Source organism: Nonomuraea sp. NPDC001831, from assembly GCF_042892035.1.
Classification (GTDB): Bacteria; Actinomycetota; Actinomycetes; order Streptosporangiales; family Streptosporangiaceae; genus Nonomuraea.
In genome coordinates this window covers 61,050-79,871 of sequence record NZ_JBIATU010000013.1, presented here as the reverse complement: position 1 = coordinate 79,871, position 18,822 = coordinate 61,050, and the positions used below count along the sequence as shown (strand labels likewise).

General features: G+C 70.8%; 17 protein-coding genes. 7 read left to right on the top strand and 10 right to left on the bottom strand.

Going from position 1 to position 18,822, the window contains the following annotated elements:
• The first annotated feature begins 68 nt into the window (after positions 1–68).
• A complete protein-coding gene (locus ACFYYW_RS34255; protein ID WP_387655016.1) occupies positions 69–566 on the top strand; it encodes a hypothetical protein in 498 nt (165 codons plus the stop codon).
• Positions 567–576: 10 nt separating this feature from the next.
• On the opposite strand, the gene ACFYYW_RS34250 is transcribed toward ACFYYW_RS34255, so the two are convergent.
• The 8 genes from ACFYYW_RS34250 to ACFYYW_RS34215 all read right to left on the bottom strand — a co-directional run bounded on the left by ACFYYW_RS34250 (position 577) and on the right by ACFYYW_RS34215 (position 9,624).
• Positions 577–1,584, bottom strand: coding sequence for a sugar phosphate isomerase/epimerase family protein (locus ACFYYW_RS34250; RefSeq protein ID WP_387655349.1), 1,008 nt, complete (start codon positions 1,582–1,584; stop codon positions 577–579).
• The gene (locus ACFYYW_RS34245) at positions 1,581–2,732 is read right to left on the bottom strand and encodes a Gfo/Idh/MocA family protein (RefSeq protein ID WP_387655013.1); all 1,152 of its coding nucleotides are present in this window, start codon (positions 2,730–2,732) and stop codon (positions 1,581–1,583) included. Before ACFYYW_RS34245 ends, ACFYYW_RS34250 begins: the two co-directional genes overlap by 4 nt.
• 11 nt (positions 2,733–2,743) lie before the next feature.
• Positions 2,744–3,790 carry an ABC transporter substrate-binding protein gene (locus ACFYYW_RS34240; RefSeq protein ID WP_352323521.1) on the bottom strand — a complete coding sequence of 349 codons (1,047 nt, stop codon included), beginning with the start codon at positions 3,788–3,790 and terminating at the stop codon, positions 2,744–2,746.
• Complete coding sequence (locus ACFYYW_RS34235) at positions 3,787–4,794, bottom strand: ABC transporter permease (RefSeq protein ID WP_387655008.1); 1,008 nt, start codon at positions 4,792–4,794, stop codon at positions 3,787–3,789. Before ACFYYW_RS34235 ends, ACFYYW_RS34240 begins: the two co-directional genes overlap by 4 nt.
• Entirely contained in the window at positions 4,794–6,278 is a 1,485-nt protein-coding gene (locus tag ACFYYW_RS34230) for a sugar ABC transporter ATP-binding protein (RefSeq protein ID WP_387655005.1), read from the bottom strand. The genes ACFYYW_RS34235 and ACFYYW_RS34230 overlap by 1 nt, the downstream gene beginning before the upstream one ends.
• A 12-nt stretch (positions 6,279–6,290) precedes the next feature.
• Positions 6,291–7,448, bottom strand: a complete 1,158-nt coding sequence (locus tag ACFYYW_RS34225) for an ROK family transcriptional regulator (RefSeq protein ID WP_387655002.1) — start codon at positions 7,446–7,448, stop codon at positions 6,291–6,293.
• Positions 7,449–7,637: 189 nt separating this feature from the next.
• Entirely contained in the window at positions 7,638–8,510 is an 873-nt protein-coding gene (locus ACFYYW_RS34220) for an SDR family oxidoreductase (protein WP_352323525.1), read from the bottom strand.
• Between the two features lie 55 nt (positions 8,511–8,565).
• Positions 8,566–9,624, bottom strand: a complete 1,059-nt coding sequence (locus ACFYYW_RS34215) for an MBL fold metallo-hydrolase (RefSeq protein WP_387654998.1) — start codon at positions 9,622–9,624, stop codon at positions 8,566–8,568.
• Positions 9,625–9,670: 46 nt separating this feature from the next.
• Between ACFYYW_RS34215 and ACFYYW_RS34210 the strand changes: the two genes are divergently transcribed.
• Positions 9,671–10,516, top strand: a complete 846-nt coding sequence (locus ACFYYW_RS34210) for a glutathione S-transferase C-terminal domain-containing protein (RefSeq protein WP_352323527.1) — start codon at positions 9,671–9,673, stop codon at positions 10,514–10,516.
• Here ACFYYW_RS34210 and ACFYYW_RS34205 read toward each other — a convergent pair.
• Positions 10,464–11,753, bottom strand: a complete 1,290-nt coding sequence (locus ACFYYW_RS34205) for an MFS transporter (RefSeq protein ID WP_387654996.1) — start codon at positions 11,751–11,753, stop codon at positions 10,464–10,466. The genes ACFYYW_RS34210 and ACFYYW_RS34205 overlap by 53 nt on opposite strands.
• Positions 11,750–12,343 carry a winged helix-turn-helix domain-containing protein gene (locus ACFYYW_RS34200; RefSeq protein WP_387654993.1) on the bottom strand — a complete coding sequence of 198 codons (594 nt, stop codon included), beginning with the start codon at positions 12,341–12,343 and terminating at the stop codon, positions 11,750–11,752. The genes ACFYYW_RS34205 and ACFYYW_RS34200 overlap by 4 nt, the downstream gene beginning before the upstream one ends.
• 75 nt (positions 12,344–12,418) lie before the next feature.
• Between ACFYYW_RS34200 and ACFYYW_RS34195 the strand changes: the two genes are divergently transcribed.
• The 5 genes from ACFYYW_RS34195 to ACFYYW_RS34175 all read left to right on the top strand — a co-directional run bounded on the left by ACFYYW_RS34195 (position 12,419) and on the right by ACFYYW_RS34175 (position 18,804).
• Positions 12,419–13,063, top strand: a complete 645-nt coding sequence (locus ACFYYW_RS34195; protein ID WP_352323530.1) for a phenylalanine--tRNA ligase beta subunit-related protein — start codon at positions 12,419–12,421, stop codon at positions 13,061–13,063.
• Between the two features lie 204 nt (positions 13,064–13,267).
• A complete protein-coding gene (locus tag ACFYYW_RS34190) occupies positions 13,268–16,906 on the top strand; it encodes a multifunctional oxoglutarate decarboxylase/oxoglutarate dehydrogenase thiamine pyrophosphate-binding subunit/dihydrolipoyllysine-residue succinyltransferase subunit (protein ID WP_387654989.1) in 3,639 nt (1,212 codons plus the stop codon).
• Between the two features lie 90 nt (positions 16,907–16,996).
• Positions 16,997–17,176, top strand: a complete 180-nt coding sequence (locus ACFYYW_RS34185; protein ID WP_352323532.1) for a DUF6104 family protein — start codon at positions 16,997–16,999, stop codon at positions 17,174–17,176.
• A gap of 99 nt (positions 17,177–17,275) precedes the next feature.
• Positions 17,276–18,079 (top strand): DUF4097 family beta strand repeat-containing protein, encoded by an 804-nt coding sequence (locus ACFYYW_RS34180; protein WP_352323533.1) that lies wholly within the window; start codon positions 17,276–17,278, stop codon positions 18,077–18,079.
• Positions 18,076–18,804, top strand: a complete 729-nt coding sequence (locus ACFYYW_RS34175) for a helix-turn-helix transcriptional regulator (RefSeq protein ID WP_387654984.1) — start codon at positions 18,076–18,078, stop codon at positions 18,802–18,804. The genes ACFYYW_RS34180 and ACFYYW_RS34175 overlap by 4 nt, the downstream gene beginning before the upstream one ends.
• The last annotated feature ends 18 nt before the right edge of the window (positions 18,805–18,822 follow it).

The window sequence follows — 18,822 nt, the reverse complement described above, 5'->3', positions numbered from 1 at the left end:
GGCCACGGCCCGCCGGGCTCTCTACCGTGGGATCGCCGGAGCGGTGACGTGGCAGGGGAAGGCGTCCGATGATCGCAGCCATCGCCAGGGTCCAGGGACTGTCGGCGGCGCTCGCGCCGGGCGCGTACGGGGCCGCGGTGCTGACGCTGACCTGGCTGACCCAGGACGGCCGGCTGGGCGACGGCCGGTACGGCGACCTGGCCATGGTCGTCATGGCCTTCCCGCTCTACCTCGCCGCCGGCCCGCTGAACGGCGCGCTGCGCGCCCACGCGCCGGGGCCCGCGCCCGCCTGGGACCTCGTCCTCATGGCCTGGCCGGGGATCGTGCTGGCGATCCTGCTGGCGGCGCTGCGCGCCCGCGTGGCCGGGCGGGCACTCGGGTGGCTCGCGGCGGCGGCCGTCACCCTGGTGGGGGTGGCGACCACCTTCGACGGGTGGGCGCCACGACGGCCGTACGGCTGGCCGTTCCTGGTCTGCGGGCTGATCATGATCGTCGGGCTGATGACCGCGCGCCGGCCCGCCCCGGACGGCCGGCACGGGCCGGGCGCGCGGGCGCCCGGCCCGTGACCGGCAGGCCCTACGTGGTGGAGAAGGCCGCGTCGAAGGCCGTGGCGGGCGGCGTGATGGAGTTCAGCCGCCGGATGTACCCCAGCGCCTCCCGGGCGCCGTCCAGCCGGTCCATCCCCGCGTCCTCCCACTCGATCGAGATCGGCCCGTCGTACCCGATCGAGTTGAGCGCCCGGAAGCAGTCCTCCCACGGCACGTCACCGCGCCCGGTCGAGACGAAGTCCCATCCCCGGCGCATGTCCGCCCACGGCAGGTGCGACGACAGCCGCCCCTTGCGCCCGTCGCCGATCCGGACCCGGGTGTCCTTGCAGTCGACGTGGTAGATGCGGTCCTTGAAGTCGAGGATGAACGCCACCGGGTCGAGGTCCTGCCACACCATGTGCGACGGGTCCCAGTTCAGCCCGAACGCCGGACGATGCCCGATCGCCTCCAGCGTCCGCTGCGTCGTGTAGTAGTCGTAGGCGATCTCGCTCGGGTGGATCTCGTGCGCGAAGCGCACCCCCACCTCGTCGAACACGTCGAGGATCGGGTTCCACCGGTCGGCGAAGTCCTGGTAGCCGGCCTCCACCATCGACGCCGGCACCGGCGGGAACATGGCCACGGTGTGCCAGATCGACGAGCCGGTGAACCCCACCACCGTGTCCACGCCGAGCGCCGCGGCCGCCCGCGCGGTGTCCTTCATGTCCTCGGCCGCGGCCCGCCGCACCGACTCCGGGTCGCCCGAGCCCCAGATGCGCGCCGGCAGGATCGCCTTGTGCCGCTCGTCGATCGGATGGTCGCAGACGGCCTGGCCGACGAGGTGGTTGGAGATCGTCCACACCTTCAGGCCGTGCTTGTCGAGCTGGGCGCGCTTCTGCTCCACGTACGAGGGGTCCGCCATCGCCTGCGCCACGTCGAAGTGGTCACCCGAGCAGGCGATCTCCAGGCCGTCGTAGCCCCATTCGGCCGCCAGCCTGCACACCTCCTCGAACGGCAGGTCCGCCCACTGCCCGGTGAACAGCGTTACTGGTCTCATCAGTCCTCCACAGGGGTGTACCGGCCGCCGTCGGCCGCGCTCGCCTCCACCGCCGCCAGCACGCGCTGCACCCGCAGCCCGTCGGCGAACGACGGCGAAGGGTCGGCGCCGGTCGCGACGGCCTCCAGGAAGTCCTTGATCTCGTGGGTGAAGGTGTGCTCGTAGCCGAGCCCGTGCCCCGGCGGCCACCACGCCCCCACGTAGGGATGGTCGGGCTCGGTCACCAGGATCCGCTCGAACCCGCGCCCGCCCTCGCTGAACCACAGCTCGTTCATGGACTCGAAGTCGAACGCCAGGCTGCCGAGCTGCCCGTTGACCTCGATGCGCATCGCGTTCTTGCGCCCGGTCGCGAACCTGGTGGCCTCGAAGGAGGCCAGCGCGCCGCCCGACATCCGGCCGATGAACAGCGCGGCGTCGTCGACCGTGACCGCCCCCCGCTCCGCGGCGCGGGACGCCGCCAGCCCCGCCGACTCCCCCGCCAGCGGACGCTCCTTGACGAACGTCTCCGTCAGCCCCGACACGCCTGCCACGCGCTGGCCGGTGACGAACTCGGCGGCGTCCACGATGTGCGAGCCGATGTCGCCGAGCGCCCCCGCCCCCGCCTTGTCCTTCTGCAACCGCCACACCAGCGGGAACTCCGGGTCCACGATCCAGTCCTGGAGGTACTGGGCGCGTACGTGCCGGATCTCGCCGAGCCTGCCCTCCTCGACGTACCGGCGGGCCAGGGCGACCGCCGGGACCCGCCGGTAGTTGAAGGCCACCATGCTCCTGCCCGGCGCCGCGGCCGCCGCCGCGACCATGGCCTCGGCCTCGGCGACGGTGTTGGCCAGCGGTTTCTCACAGATCACGTGCTTGCCGGCGCGCAACGCGGCGATCGCGATCTCGGCGTGCGAGTCGCCCGGCGTGCAGATGTCGACGATCTGCACGTCGTCCCGCCGGACCAGCTCCCGCCAGTCCGTCTCGACGTCGGCCCAGCCGAGCCGGGCCGCCGCGGCGGCGGTCTGCTCCTTCGACCGGCCCGCCAGCACCGCCATGCGCGGCGCGAGCGGCAGGTCGAAGAACGCCCCGACGCTCCGCCAGGCCTGGGAGTGGACGCGGCCCATGAACGCGTAGCCGATCATGCCCACGCCGATGGTGGTCTTGTCTGACATGCAACCCCCGATCAGGATTCGAATCCGAGCGCCAGATACTTGTCGACGTTCTCCTTGGTGATCGTCTCGGACGCGAGGGTGATCGACTGGGGAACCTGGTTCTCCACGAGGTCACTCATGCCCTTGCCCTGCGCGATCAACCTGGCGAGCTTGACGGCCGAGGAGGCCATCGTGGGGCTGTAGGTGACGGTGGCCTTGAGCACCGACGTGCCGGCCTGGATCTCCTTCATGGCGTTCAGCGAGCCGGCGCCGCCCACCATGACGAACTCGTCGCGGTTCGCCTCCTTGATGGCGGCCAGCACGCCGACGCCCTGGTCGTCGTCGTGGTTCCACAGGGCGTCGATCTTCTTGTGCGCCTGCAGCAGCGAGGTCGCCACCTGGTTGCCGGTCTCGACGGTGAACTTGGCGTCCTGCTTGGCCGTGACGCTGAACCCGTACGTCTTCAGCGCGTCGGCGAAGCCCTTGCTGCGGTCCTGGGTCAGCGGCAGCGTGGCGATGCCCTGGATCTCGACGATCACCGGGTTCGCGACGCCCTTGTCCTTGAGCTGCTTGCCGATGTAGTGCCCGGCCGCGACGCCCATGCCGTAGTTGTCGCCGCCGATCCACGTGCGGTAGGCGAGCTTGTCGGGAAACACCCGGTCGAGGTTGATGACCGGGATGCCCGCCTGCGTCGCCTGCAGCGCGACCTGGTTGAGCTGCTGGCCGTCGTTCGGCAGGATGACCAGGGCGTTCACCTTGGCCGCGATCAGCGACTCGACGGCGGAGATCTGCTGGTTGATGTCGTTCGTCGGCTCGACGGCCTTGAAGTCGACGTCGCCGTACTGCTTGGCCGCGCTCTCGGCGTTCTTGGCGATGGCCGCGATCCAGCCGTGGTCGGCGGCCGGCGCGGAGAAGCCGATCGTCACCTTCTGGCCGGGCTCGTCGTTGCCGCTCGCGGCGGGGGCGGGCGCGGGCGCCGCCGACGAGGGAGCGGCCGCCGGCTCGTTGCTGGTGCAACCCGCCGCTAACAGCACTGCCCCGCCGACGAGGAATCCCCTGCGCGCGACGTTCTCACTCATGTTGCTCTCGCTTTCAGGTTCCGCCGCTGGAGAAGGACGGCGACGACGATGATCAGGCCCTTGGCGATCAGCTGGTCGCTGGTGTTGAGCCCGTTGAGGATGAACAGGTTCGTGATGAGGGTGAAGATCAGCAGGCCCAGGATCGAGCCGATGATCGTGCCCCGGCCTCCGGTGAGCAGGGTGCCGCCGATGATGACGGCGGCGATGGCGTCGAGCTCGTACAGGTCGCCGTGGGTGGACGAGCCTGTCGTCGTACGGGCCATGATGAGGATCGCGGCGACGCCGCAGCAGAAGCCGGACAGGGCGTACAGGAGCATCGTGTGCCTGCGTACGTCGATGCCGGCCAGCCTGGCCGCCTCGGGGTTGCCCCCGACCGCGTACGTGCGGCGGCCGAACGTGGTGCGGTTCAGGACGATCCACCCCAGCACCACGACCAGGGCGAACACGTAGACCAGCAGCGGGATGCCGAGCAGCCGGGTGGTGGACAGCTGCACGATGCCCTCGACCTGGATGAGCTGCGTCTTCCTGTCGGACATGCGCTGGGCCAGGCCGCGGGCGGCCACCAGCATGGCCAGGGTGGCGATGAACGGCACCATCCGCCCGTAGGCGATCAGCAGCCCGTTGACCAGGCCGGCCCCGGTGCCGACGAGGATCGCGCAGACGGCCATCACCACCGGCCCGTACGACTGGGTGGCCAGCGTGGTCGCCCAGACCGAGGCGAGGGCCATGACGGCGCCGACGGACAGGTCGATGCCGCCGCCGATGATCACGAAGGTGGCCCCGACGGTGATCACGCCGATCGTGGCGGCCAGGGCCAGGATGCTGACCAGGTTGGAGGTGGTGGCGAAGTTGTCGAACCGGGTGACCAGGCCGACGACCACGAGCAGCGCCAGCGCGCCCAGCAGGCCGAGGTGGCGGATCTCGGCGACCCCGTTCAGCAGGGACGGTCTCGGCCGGGAGAGCCCGGCGGCGGGTCGTTCTGGCGCCTCTATGGGGTCGCTCATCACGCGGCCCTCCCATCCATGATCATGTCCAGTACGCGGTGCTCGTCCAGGCCGGCCGCCTCGCCCTCGTGGATGACGGCGCCCTCGCGCAGCACGAGCACCCGGTCGGCGAGCCCCAGCACCTCGGGCACCTCGCTGGAGACCAGCAGCACGCCGATGCCCTGGTCGGCCAGGTCGCGGATGACGGCGTACAGCTCGGCGCGGGCGCCGACGTCGACGCCGCGGGTGGGCTCGTCGAGCAGCAGCAGCTTGCGTCCGCCGAGCAGCCAGCGGGCGAGCACGGCCTTCTGCTGGTTGCCGCCCGACAGGGTCCTGATCGGGCGCTCGGGGTCGGGCGGGCGGATGTCGAGGAGCTGGGCCAGGCGGGCGGCCTCGGCCCGCTCGCGGCCGCGGTCGATCCAGCCGAACCTGGCGAACTGCGGCAGGGTGCCGAGCGTGATGTTGGCGGTGACGCTCTGGTCGAGCAGCAGGGCCTGGGCCTTGCGCTCCTCGGGGGCCAGGCCCATGCCCTGCCGGACGGCGCCGGTCACGCTCCGGCGCGCCGGGCGGCCGGCGAGCGTGACCCGGCCGGCGGCCGGCCGGGCTCCGTAGACGGCCTCCAGGATCTCGGAGCGTCCGCTGCCGACCAGCCCGGCCAGCCCGACGATCTCCCCGGCGCGCACGGAGAAGGAGACGTCGGCGAAGAGGCCGGGCGCGGTCAGGTTCTCCACGCGCAGCACCTCCTCGCCGGGCGGCCGGGTGGGGCGGGGCGGGAAGACGTACTCGACGTTGCGGCCGGTCATGAGGGAGACGATGCGGGCGGTGGGCGTGTCGCGGGCGGGCAGGCCGACGGCGACGGTGCGCCCGTCCTTGAGCACGGTGACGCGGTCGCCGATCTCGCGGATCTCCTCCAGCCGGTGGGAGATGTAGACGACGGCGACGCCCTGGGCGGTGAGCTCGCGGATGATGCGGAACAGGTTGGCGACCTCGTCGTGGGCCAGGGCGGCCGAGGGCTCGTCCATGATGATCAGGCGGGCGTCGTGGGAGAGGGCGCGGGCCATCGAGACGACCTGTTTGGCGGCCGGTGAGAGCCGTCCGACCTCGGTGGAGGGGCGGATCTCGCCGTGGCCGAGGCGTTCCAGCACCTCGCGGGCGGCCCGGCGGCCGGCCTGGCGGTTGACGAACCCGAAGCGGGCGTGCTCGTGGCCGAGGAAGATGTTCTCGGCGACGCTGAGGCCGTCAACCAGGTCGAGTTCCTGGTAGATGGTGGCGAAGCCGAGCCGGATGGCGTCGATGGGGCCGGCGGGCCGGACGGGCGCGCCGTTGAAGACGATCGTGCCCTCGTCGGGCTGGTGGACGCCGGCCAGCACCTTGATCAGGGTGGATTTGCCGGCGCCGTTCTGGCCGAGCAGGCAGTGGACCTCGCCCGCCCGTACGTCGAGATCGACCCCGTCGAGCGCGCGCACGCCGGGGAACTGCTTGACGATGCCCTTCATGACCAGCATCGGGGGTCCCCTTCAGGCGTTGACGATGCGGTTGATGTTGTCCGGTGACAGGTAGTGCTCGATGGCGAGCAGGCCCGCGCCGAGAGCGGCGGCGTTGATCCCGGTGCGGCTCGGGGTGATGGACAGGTGGTGGGTGGCCAGCGGCAGGGACCGGCGGTAGATGGTCTCCCTGATGCCGGCCAGGAGGTGCTCGTGGACGCGGGACAGCGCGCCGCCGATGACGATGACCTCGGGGTTGAAGAAGTTGACCAGGCCGGCCAGCACCTCGCCGATGAGCCGGCCGGCCTCCCTGACCAGCCGCAGCGCCTGGGTGTTGCCCGCCTGGACGAGCGCGACGACGTCGGCGCCGCTCTCGGCGGCCAGGCCGAGCTCGGCGAGCCGGCGGGCGATGGCGGCGCCGCCGGCCACGGCCTCCAGGCAGGCGCTGTTGCCGCAGCGGCAGCCGGCGTCGTCGTGGCCGCTGACGCGGATGTGCCCGATGTCGCCGGCCGAGCCCTGGGCTCCCCGGTGGAGCTTGCCGTCGGCCACGATGCCGCAGCCGATGCCGGTGCCGACCTTGACGAACAGCAGGTGGCTGGTGCCGGCGAAGGCGTTGCGGTGCTCGCCGAGCGCCATGACGTTGACGTCGTTGTCGACCAGCACCTGGATGCCGTCGAAGTACTCGGGGACGGGGTAGTCGTTCCAGCCGGGCATGATCGGCGGGTTGTTGGGGCGGCCGGTGGCGAACTCCACCGGGCCGGGCACGCCGATGCCGATGGCGCGCAGCGCGGCGCGGGGCCGTCCGGCGTCAGCGAGCAGCCGGTCGAGCCGCTGGTCTACGTGGGCGAGCACCTTGTCGGGGCCCTCGCCGATCTCCAGCGGGTCTTCGCACTCGGCCAGCAGGCCGCCGGTCAGGTCCATGAGCGCGACCCGGCAGTGGGTGGCGCCGAGGTCGACGCCGGCGAAGGCGTGCTCCTCGGTGTGCAGGCGGAGCTGGCGCGGGGGACGGCCGCCGGTGGACTCGCCGCTCTCGGTCTCCTCGACCAGGCCGCGCTCGATGAGCGCGTCGACCCGCTGGGAGATCGTGGATCTGGCCAGTCCGGTGAGGCGCGCGAGATCGGAACGGGTGGTCGCCGATCCGGCGCTGATGAGCGTCAGGACGTCGGCAGCCGAGCCCGGCTGGGGGGTCATGCGGGAACAATAAGATCACTCATGCGGCAAATCAAGAGTCTGATTCGACCGAACCTCGCGGACTTATGCCGAAGATCGAACAAAGCCTGGCATGAGACGTTCGCCGGGACCCTCCCGAACGTACGGAAGCCGGCCACCGCCCTGGCGGGCGATGACCGGCTTCCGGCAGGCCGCGGTGCCAGAGCGGCGCTAGAGCATGGCCTTCATCGAGTCGCCGGCGGTCAGCACGTACGGCTGCTCGGCCATCACCGAGCCCCAGTTGTCGGCGATCGCCTCGGGGGTGAGGTCGTCGGCCTTCCAGCCGGGCCCCTCGGCCACGAACACGCGGGCCACCCGCCCGCCGCCGACGGTGAACACCTCCCCGCTCGACTCGCACGAGTCGTGCACGAGGTAGGCGACCAGCGCGCTCACCCGCTCGGGCGTGAACTTGGCCTCGAACTCGGCCGGCAGCAGCGCCTCGGTCATCCTGGTCCAGGCGATGGGGGCGATGGCGTTGGCCTTGATGCCGTTGCGCGCGCCCTCGACGGCCAGCGTCTTGGTCAGCCCGACCAGGCCCATCTTGGCCGTGGAGTAGTTGGCCTGGCCGAAGTTGCCGAACAGGCCGGCCGGGCTGGAGGTGTTGACGACGCGGCCGTACCCGGCCTCCTTCATCAGCGGGTAGGCGGCCTGGCTGACCAGGTACGACCCGCGCACGTGCACGGCCAGCACGCTGTCGAAGTCCTCGACGGTCATCTTGCCGAACGACCGGTCCCGCAGGATGCCCGCGTTGTTGACGACGATGTCGACCCGGCCGAACGCGTCGACGGCCGTCTGCACGAGCGCCCTCGCGCCCTCGGGGGTGGCGACGTTGTCGGCGTTGGCGACGGCCTGGCCGCCGTTCTTGGTGATGAGCTCGACCACCTCGGCGGCGGGGCCGGTGGAGGCGCCGGTGCCGTCGAGCGCGCCGCCGAGGTCGTTGACCACGACCTTGGCGCCCCGCTCGGCGAGCAGGAGCGCGTGCGCCCTGCCGAGGCCGTGCCCGGCGCCCGTGATGATCGCGACCCTGTCATCGAACCGAAGCATCGAACCTCCAGAGCAAGAGAACAACATTCTGGTAGGAGTACGATAACCGACCGGCTCAGGCGCGTCTCCAGAGCTCGGGCTCGCCCTCCTCCCGGCGTACCCTGCCCCGTCCGGCCAGCCATACCAGGTGCGCCAGCGTCTCGTTGTTGGCCGCCCGGCGCATGAACGGCGGGATCGTCTCCCAGGGGCGCGACCAGCTCAGCCGGGTGGCGACGTCCCAGCAGGTCACGCCGTCGTCCTCGCCGACGACGCGCTCGATCTCGGCCAGCCGCTCGTCGTGGTGCGCCAGCACGTGGTCGACGCGTCCGGCCAGTTCCAGGAAGCGGTACTCGTGGCCGGGCAGCACCTCGTCCACCTCCAGCTCGCGGACGGCGGCCAGCGAGCCGAGGTAGTCGGCCAGCGGATCGGGACCCGACTGGGGGTGCACGGCCACGATCGGCGTGATCTTCGCCAGCACGTGGTCGCCGGAGAGCAGCAGCCTGCGCTCCGGCGAGACGAAGCACAGGTGGCCGGGCGTGTGGCCGGGGGTCCAGACGGCCCGCAGGTCCCAGCCGGGCAGGCCGAGGTCCTCGCCGTCCTCGATCAGCCGGTCGGGACGGGCCATCGTGACCATGTGCCTGATCATCATGGAGGCCCCGGCCAGCTCGTCCAGGCTCAGGTCGGGCACGCCGGAGCGCCGGAGCAGGGCCCGCTCCCGCTGGACGAGCGAGTCGATGGCGTCGTCGTCGTACCGTTCGCGCACGAGGTTCGCGTCGGCCGGGTGCAGCCCGATCCAGGCGCCCGACGCCTCGCGGACGCGTCCGGCCAGGCCGTAGTGGTCGGGGTGCAGGTGGGTGACCAGGACGGCCCTGACGTCGGCGATCCCGTAGCCGGCCACGGCCAGCCCGGCGGCCAGGGCGTCGTAGGCCTCGTCGGTGTTCCATCCGGCGTCCACGATGGCCACGCCGCCGGGCAGTTCGAGGGCGTAGACCAGCACGTACCGCAGCGGGTTGACCGGGATGGGCACCGGGATCGACCACAGCCCCGGCCGGACCCGCTCGACCGCCGGAACCGCCCCGCTCATCCATGCCTCACGCTGCGCCACGCTGGAAGGAGTCACCACGAACTTAGCCATGGCCCCGAATATAGTTCTGGTCCCGAATCATGTTCTACTAGGGGTCATGAAGCTGAGCCGCGAGATCTCAGACGATGGCCGCTTCGTCCGGCAGCCGAACCGCTTCACCGAACGGCTCGGGCCGCCCGAGCCCGGCCGCTACCGGCTCTACGCCTCCTACGCCTGCCCATGGGCACAGCGCGTGCTGATCGTCCGCGCCCTGCTCCGCCTGGAGGACCTGCTGGACGTCACGATCGTCGACCCCATCCGCGACGAGAAGGGCTGGCGGATCCCCGACGGCGACCCGCCGTACCTGTCGGAGCTCTACCACGCGACCGAACCGGGCTACACGGGCCGCTACACCGTGCCGTGCATCTGGGACATCCAGGAAGAACGCCTGGTCACCAACGACTTCCCGCAGATCACCCTCGACCTGGAGACGTCGTGGGGCAGCGCGCCCGACCTGTACCCCGAACGCCTGCGCCCGGACATCGACATCATGAACGACCGCCTCTACCACGGCCTCAACAACGCGGTCTACGAGGCCGGCTTCGCCCGCGGGCAGCAGGCGTACGAGGAGGCGGTCACCCGGGTGTTCACCACGCTCGACCTGCTGGAGGTGCGCCTGGCGGAGTCGGAGTTCCTCTTCGGCACGCTCACCGACAGCGACGTGCGGCTGTTCACCACGCTGGTCAGGTTCGACACGGTCTATCACAGCCATTTCAAGTGCTCGATCAGGCGGCTGACCGACTATCCGGCGTTGTGGGCGTACACCCGCAGGCTCTACGCGATCCCCGCCTTCCGCGACACCACGGACTTCGACCACATCAGACGCCACTACTACATGACCCAGACGAACATCAACCCGAGCAGGATCGTTCCGGTAGGACCGGAACTCGACTGGAGCCTGTGACCCCCGGCCTCGGCATCGCGACGAACAGCAGCGCCGAGGCCAGCACCACCGCGGAGGCCACCCACCAGGCCGCTGACGCGCCCGCCTGCGCGGCCAGGACGCCGAGCGTCGAGTTGGCCAGCACCCCGCCCGCCTGGAGCGAGAGCGAGGACGTCGAGGTGACCGTCGTGCGCTCGGCGGCGGAGACCGCGTTGTGCTGCATCTCCAGGCAGAGCAGCCCGGTCACCGACAACCCGGCGAACATGACGAGGTAGGCCAGCCCGGCCGCCACCAGGCCGGGCACGCCGTCCACCCCGGCGGTGGCGGCCAGCGAGCCGACCGACAGCGCGCAGAGCACCGCGCCCGCGATGGCCCCCCTGGCCGAGCTCCCGGCCAGGCGGGCCACGCGCGGGGCCAGCACGCTGCCGGTGGCGCTGGCGGCGTAGCCCAGCGCCGCCACGACGGCGTAGAACAGGCTGCCGCGCTCGGCCGTGCCGGCCAGCTCGGCCAGGCGGCCGGGGGTCAGCAGCTCGATCGTCATCAGCAGCACGCCGGACGCCGCCGCGGCGGCCATCAGGCGGCGCAGCACCGCGCCCCCGGCCGCCAGCCGGATCCCGGCGACCACCGTGGCGGGCACCTCGCGCAGCACGCCGCCCAGCGACCGCCGCGCGTGCGCCGGCTCGGGCAGCGCGAACATCACCACGACCAGCAGCACGACGGCCGCGCCCGCCCCCAGCAGCGGCGGCACGGCGAGCGGCGTCACCAGCTCCGGCGGCACCAGCATCGGGACCGCCCCGCCCAGCAGCACGCCGACGCACAACGCCACCGACTCCATCGCGCCGCCGCGCGCGAGGCCGGGCTTGAGGTCGGCGCCCTCGCCCTCGATGCCGTGCAGCGTGTCGACGTACCAGGAGGTCGCCGGGCCGCTGGACAGGGCCCTGCCCACCCCCTTGAGCACGCCGCTGACCAGGAACATCCAGAACGCGGTGGAGACGCTCATCAGCGCCAGGGCCGCCGCGGTGAACACCGCCGAGCAGGCCAGCACCGCGCGCCGCCCGACGACGTCGGCCAGGCCGCCGGTGGGCAGCTCCAGGCTCGCGGTGACCACCGAGAAGACGGTCACCGACAGGCCGACCTGGGCCAGGCCGAGCCCTCTCTCGGTCATCAGCAGCACCATGCAGGCGACCATGAGCCCCAAGGGCAGCCAGGTCAGGAAGCTGACGAGCATGTAGCGCCGCAGGGCGGAACGAGCGGTCATCGGTTCTGCTCCTCTTCGTCGTCGCCGGCCCGGGGGAAGCCCTCGCGGGGGAAGGCCCCCCGCCAGACGTGCACCTGCCGGGCGTCGGGGTCCCCGGCGTAGCGGGCGGTCAGCTCGCGGAGCAGCTCCTCGACCCGCTCGTCGAACTCCAGCAGCCCGGCCGGCGGCAGCCGCACGAAGTCGTCGCTCATCCCCGCCGCCCGCACCCACTCCGGCGACCAGCGGCGCTCGTCGTAGTCCTGGGCGACGCGGGCGAGCGCCTCGACCTGGCGCATCCGCATGATCCGGACCGCCTCGCGGCCCTCCGCGGTGCCGGACAGCTCGCCGCTGTCCCAGGAGGTGTAGCGGTGGCGGGCCCGCCAGCGGCGCTCGCGGCCGTCGCGCCGGTCGGGGTCCTCCTCGATGAAGCCGTACTTGAACAGCTCCCGCAGGTGGTAGCTGGTCGAGCCGGAGCTCTCGCCGACCTTGCGGCCCAGCTCGCTGGCGGTGGCCGGGCCGTCGCTGCGCAGCAGCCCGAGCAGCCGCACCCGCAAGGGGTGGGCGACCACTTTGAGCACCTGCGGGTCACTGATCCTGTACTGCTCCTCCATGAGCACGACCCTAGACCGCAAAGGCTTTTTTGCAAAGTGATTTTTGCGAATTCGGCCCCCTTCTAGACTGGGCGCATGCTCGACGACATCCGCGTGGACGACGCCGTCCTCGCCCTGCGCCCCGACTTCGCCGTGCTGGTGATGCTGGCCCACGGCCTGCGGAACGGCCCCACCGACGACCGCACCCGCGCCTGGCTGGCCGAGGCGTCGGCGTGCGAGGTCCAGGCCGACAAGATCGACGCCTGGAAGGACGCCTACCGCGCCTTCGGCGCCAAGCCGCAGCGCACCAGGCCCTCGGTCGACGCCCTGACCCGGCGCATGCCGCTGCCCGAGATCAACCGGGTGGTCGACGCGTACAACACGATCAGCGTCAAGCACGCGCTGCCCATCGGCGGCGAGGACCTCGACCGCTACCAGGGCCCGGCCCGGCTGGTGCGGGCGACCGGCGACGAGCACTCCGAGGAGGCGCTCGGGCAGCCCGAGCCCGGCGAGGTGATCTGGCGCGACGACGCCGGCGTGACCTGCCGCCGGTGGAACTGGCGTCAGGTGGCGCGCACCCGCCTCACCGAGGAGACGACCAACGCGATCTTCCTCCTCGAACGGCTGGAGCCGATGTCGATGGAGGAGCTCCAGCAGGCCGGCAAGGAGCTGGCGGAGCTGCTGGAGGAGCTGTCACCCGGAGTGCGGATCACCAGCAGAATCGTGCCCGGAGGGAAATAAACCTGCCGGCCATACGTTGATACCAAACAGTAACAATGGCGGCTCTCCCTGGATTGACTAGGCGGGCGTGACCTCTTCGGCGTGTCCTGAGAGGATCGTTCGAGGCGGCGCGTGCTCTTCGGCGCGCGCTGCCGGTCCGGGCGAGTAGCCTTGGACAGGTTCTCTAACATCAACGCCGATCTGCGGAAGAGGGCGATTTCCGCCGTGTCGTCTGAGTCGTCGCGGACAAACCCGCTGGCAAGCTTTGGTCAGAACGAGTGGCTTGTCGACGAGCTGTACCAGAAGTATCTTCAAGATCCAGAGTCTGTCGACAAGGCCTGGTGGAACTTCTTCGCTGACTACAACCCTGATTACGGACCGGGCCGGACCCCGGTCAGGGAGGCGGCGAACGGCACTGCGACCGCGCCCGCACCTCCCAAGGCGCCGCCGAAGGCGCCTCCGGCAGCCGAGAAGCCGAAGCAGCCGGCCACCCCGGTGCCCAAGGGCGCCGAGGAGGTGAAGCTGCGCGGCGCCGCCGCGCGCACGGCCGCCAACATGGACCTGTCCCTGACTGTCCCCACGGCGACCAGCGTCCGGGCCATCCCGGCCAAGCTGCTCATCGACAACCGCATCGTGATCAACAATCACCTCAAGCGGGGGCGTGGCGGCAAGATCTCCTTCACCCACCTGATCGGCTTCGCGATCGTCAAGGCGCTGAAGGCGATGCCGGAGATGAACTACTCCTACACGGAGGTCGACGGCAAGCCCACGCTGGTCAAGCCCGAGCACGTCGGGTTCGGCCTGGCGATCGACGTCCAGAAGAGCAACGGTGAGCGCCAGCTCCTCGTGCCCTCGATCAAGGGCGCCGAGGAGATGGACTTCCGCCAGTTCTGGGTGGCCTACGAAGAGGTCGTCCGCAAGGCCCGCGCGGGCAAGCTGGGCGTCGACGACTTCTCCGGCACCACGATCTCGCTGACCAACCCCGGCACGATCGGCACCGTCCACTCCGTTCCGCGCCTCATGCCCGGCCAGGGCACGATCATCGGCGTCGGCGCGATGGAATACCCGGCCGAGTACCAGGGCGCCTCGCCCGACACGCTGTCGCGCCTGGCCGTCTCCAAGGTCATGACGCTGACCAGCACCTACGACCACCGGATCATCCAGGGCGCCCAGTCGGGCGACTTCCTGCGCCAGATCCACCGGTTGCTGCTCGGCGAGGACGGCTTCTACGACGAGATCTTCGAGGCGCTGCGCATCCCGTACGAGCCGGTGCGCTGGGTCCAGGACATCTCGGCCTCGCACGACGACGACGTGGCCAAGTCGGCCCGGGTCATCGAGCTGATCCACGCCTACCGCGTGCGCGGCCACCTGATGGCCGAGACCGACCCGCTGGAGTACAAGCAGCGCAAGCACCCCGACCTCGACATCCAGTCCCACGGGCTGACCCTGTGGGACCTCGAGCGCGAGTTCGCCACGGGCGGTTTCGGCGGCCGTCCGCTGATGAAGCTCCGCGAGATCCTGGGCGTGCTGCGCGACTCCTACTGCCGCACGGTCGGCATCGAGTACATGCACATCCAGAACCCCGAGGAGCGGGCCTGGATCCAGGCGCGGGTGGAGAAGCCGCACGCCTCGCCCGAGCGCGACGAGCAGCTCAACATCCTGTCCCGGCTCAACACCGCCGAGGCGTTCGAGACGTTCCTGCAGACGAAGTTCGTCGGCCAGAAGCGCTTCTCGCTGGAGGGCGGCGAGTCCCTGATCCCGCTGCTCGACTCGGTGATCAGCGACGCCGCCGACGAGGGCCTCGACGAGGTCGTCATCGGCATGGCCCACCGCGGCCGGCTCAACGTGCTGGCCAACATCGTGGGCAAGTCCTACGCGCAGATCTTCGGCGAGTTCGAGGGCAACATCGACCCGCGCACCGCCCACGGCTCCGGCGACGTCAAGTACCACCTGGGCGCGAGCGGCGAGTTCACCGCCCCGAGCGGCAAGACGATCACAGCGTCCGTGGTGGCCAACCCCTCCCACCTGGAGGCGGTCGACCCGGTGCTGGAGGGCGTCGTCCGCGCCAAGCAGGACCTCCTGGAGCGCGGCGAGGAGGGCTTCACCGTCCTTCCCGTCCTCGTCCACGGCGACGCGGCCTTCGCCGGCCAGGGCGTGGTGGCCGAGACGCTCAACCTGTCGCAGCTGCGCGGCTACCGCACCGGCGGCACCGTGCACGTGGTGGTCAACAACCAGGTGGGCTTCACCACCTCGCCGGCCTCCTCCCGCTCGTCGGTCTACGCGACCGACGTCGCGCGGATGATCCAGGCGCCGATCTTCCACGTCAACGGCGACGACCCCGAGGCCGTGGTGCGCGTGGGCCAGCTGGCCTACGAATACCGCCAGGCGTTCCGCAAGGACGTCGTCATCGACCTCATCTGCTACCGCCGCCGCGGCCACAACGAGGGCGACAACCCCGCCTTCACCCAGCCGCTGATGTACGACCTGATCGACGCCAAGCGCTCCACCCGCAAGCTCTACACCGAGGCGCTGATCGGCCGGGGCGACATCACGGTCGAGGAGGCCGAGTCGGCGCTGCGCGACTACCAGGCCAAGCTGGAGCAGGCGTTCACCGAGACGCGCGAGGCGGCCAAGAAGCCCAAGGAGGCGGCCGCCATGCGGGTGCCCCCGGCCGAGGTCGTCAAGTGGTCCCACGCCGACACGCCGACGGCGATCAGCGACGAGACCCTCAAGCGCATCGTCGACACCCAGCTCAACCTGCCCGAGGGCTTCACGCCGCACCCGCGCCTGGCGCCGGTGCTGCAGCGCCGCGGTCAGATGGTCGAGACCGACTCGATCGACTGGGCGATGGGCGAGACGCTGGCGTTCGGCTCGCTGCTGATCGACGGCCACCCGGTGCGCCTGGTCGGCCAGGACTCCCGGCGCGGCACGTTCACCCAGCGCCACGCGGTGCTGGTCGACCGGATGACCGGCGCCGACCACACGCCGCTGAAGCAGTTCAACGAGGGCACCACGAAGTTCTACGTCTACGACTCGCTGCTCAGCGAGTTCGCGGCGCTGGGCTTCGAGTACGGCTACAGCGTCGTGCGTCCGGACGCCCTGGTGGCCTGGGAGGCGCAGTTCGGCGACTTCGTCAACGGCGCCCAGACGATCATCGACGAGTTCATCTCGTCCGGTGAGCAGAAGTGGGGCCAGCGCTCCTCGGTCGTGCTGCTGCTGCCGCACGGCTACGAGGGCCAGGGGCCCGACCACTCCTCGGCCAGGATCGAGCGGTTCCTGCAGGTCTGCGCGCTCGACAACATGACGGTCGCGCAGCCGTCCACGCCGGCCAACTACTTCCACCTGCTGCGCTGGCAGGTGGAGTCCAACCGGCGCAAGCCGATGGTGGTCTTCACGCCCAAGTCGCTGCTGCGGCACAAGGCGGCCACGTCGAAGGCGTCCGACTTCACCACCGGCACCTTCCAGCCGGTCATCGGCGACACCACGGTCGACCCGGCCAAGGTCACCCGGATCGTCCTGGTCTCGGGCAAGCTCTACTACGACCTGGCCGCGCAGCGCGACAAGACGGGCCGCGACGACGTCGCGATCGTCCGTCTCGAGCGGCTCTACCCGTTCCCCACCGAGGAGCTCGCTGCCGAGCTGGCCCGCTACGGGCAGCAGGCCGAGCTGGTGTGGGCCCAGGACGAGCCGGTGAACATGGGCCCGTGGCCCTACCTGACGCTGAAGCTGGCCGAAGACCCGCAGACGCTCGGCGGCCGGTCGCTGCGCCGCGTCTCGCGGACCCCGAACAGCTCGCCCGCGACGGGTTCGCACAACTCGCACGACACCGAGCTGGAGGAGATCCTCCACCAGCTCTTCGGCTGAGCAGGCCGCCAGTGAGCCCCCGGCCGTCCGGCCGGGGGCTTCTGTGTTGACCGGCAGGGTGCCGACCCTGCCTGCACGAAGGAGAAACCCATGTACTTCACCGATCGAGGGATCGAGGAGCTGGTCGATCGGCGGGGCGAGGAAGAGGTCAGCGTGCTGTGGCTGGGCGAGCGGCTGCGCGAGTTCGTCGATCTCAACCCCGAGTTCGAGACCCCGATCGAGCGGCTGGCCACCTGGCTGGCCCGCCTCGACGACGAGGACGACGACTGACGGGATTCCGCCGCCAAGACGCGATACATCTTGAGTTTTCGAGTAACGCGACATATCGTGTTCTCGTAGGAGACGTACTCGTCGAGGAGGCATACGTTCATGGAGAAGTGGACGCTGAACGCTCCCGAACAGCTCACGTTCGGGCCGGTTGAGTCACTTGACGTGCGGATCGTCGCCGGCAGGCTGGCCGTCCTGGCCAGCGAGGGCCCGCCCACGCTGGAGCTGACGGAGATCGAGTCGGCCGCGCCGCTGCTGGTCAGCTACGACGCGCTGACCAAGGAGCTGGTCGTCGCCTACGAGGGCCTGACCCTGGACGGGCTGCTCGGCTGGCTGCGGCGCGACAAGCGCAGGACCAACCTCACGCTCACCGTGCCCAAGGGCTGCCGGGTGAACACAGAGGTGGTCTCGGCGTCCACGGTGCTGGCCGGGTTCGAGCGGTCCACCCGGGTCAAGAGCGTGTCCTCCGAGGTCGTCCTCGACGGCGTGAGCGGCGAGGTGAGCGCCACCACGGTCTCCGGCTCGATCGAGAGCCGGGCCATGGAGGGCGACCTGGCGCTGAAGACCGTCTCGGGCGAGCTGACCCTCGCCGACGGCAGCCCGCGCCGGCTCAAGGCCAGCACGGTGTCCGGCCGCATCACCGCCGACCTGAGGCTGCGGCCGACGAGTCATGTGACGCTCAACAGCGTCTCGGGTGCCATCCTGGTGCGGGTGCCGGAGAACGTCGAGTCCGACGTCACCATGAGGTCCACCTCCGGCAGGCTGAGCTCCACGTTCGGCGGCCTGTCGGCGGACAACAGTCCCGGCTCCAAGACCCTGTCCGGACGGCTGGGGGGCGGCATGGCCTCACTGTCGGCGTACACCGTCTCGGGCGAGGTCGCGCTGCTCAAGGGAGAGAAGGAATGAGCCCTGTCTTCGGTCACGGCCGGCTCCGGCTGTACCTGCTCAAGCTGCTGGAGGAGAGCCCGCGGCACGGATACGAGGTCATCCGGCTGCTCCAGGACCGCTTCCTCGGCGTCTACTCGCCCTCGCCCGGCACGATCTACCCGCGACTGGCCCGCCTGGAGGAGGAGGGCCTGGTCACGCATGAGGTGATCGAGGGCAAGAAGGTGTTCTCCATCACCGACAAGGGCCGCGAGGAGCTCAATACCCGGCTCGACGAGCTCGACGACCTGGAGCAGGAGATCTCCGCCTCCGTGCGCGACATCGCCCGCGAGGTCAAGGAGGACGTCCGCGACACGGTGAAGTCGCTGCGCGACGAGCTGACCCGGATGGCCAAGGACGTGCGCACCGGCGCCCACGACGACGCCAAGGCGCGGGCCGAGGAGCTCAAGCGGCTCAAGGAGCAGCAGAAGCGGCAGTGGATGGCGCACGCCAACCAGTGGCAGGTGGAGAGCGACCGGCTGGCCGGCGAGTGGCGCCGGATCTGGTCGGACATCTGGACCACGCTCGGCGGCGACACCGTGCGCCGGACCGAGCTCGACAGCGAGCTGGGCGAGCTGCTGGCCGACTTCGTGGCCCAGGCCCGCACGGAGGCCGCCGACGCCGCCCTGACCACGCAGAAGCTGCACGAGCTGCACACCGTGCTCGACGAGGCGTCCGCCCGCATCCGCGACATCCTCCAGCGCTGAGCCGTCGCTGGGCCCTCG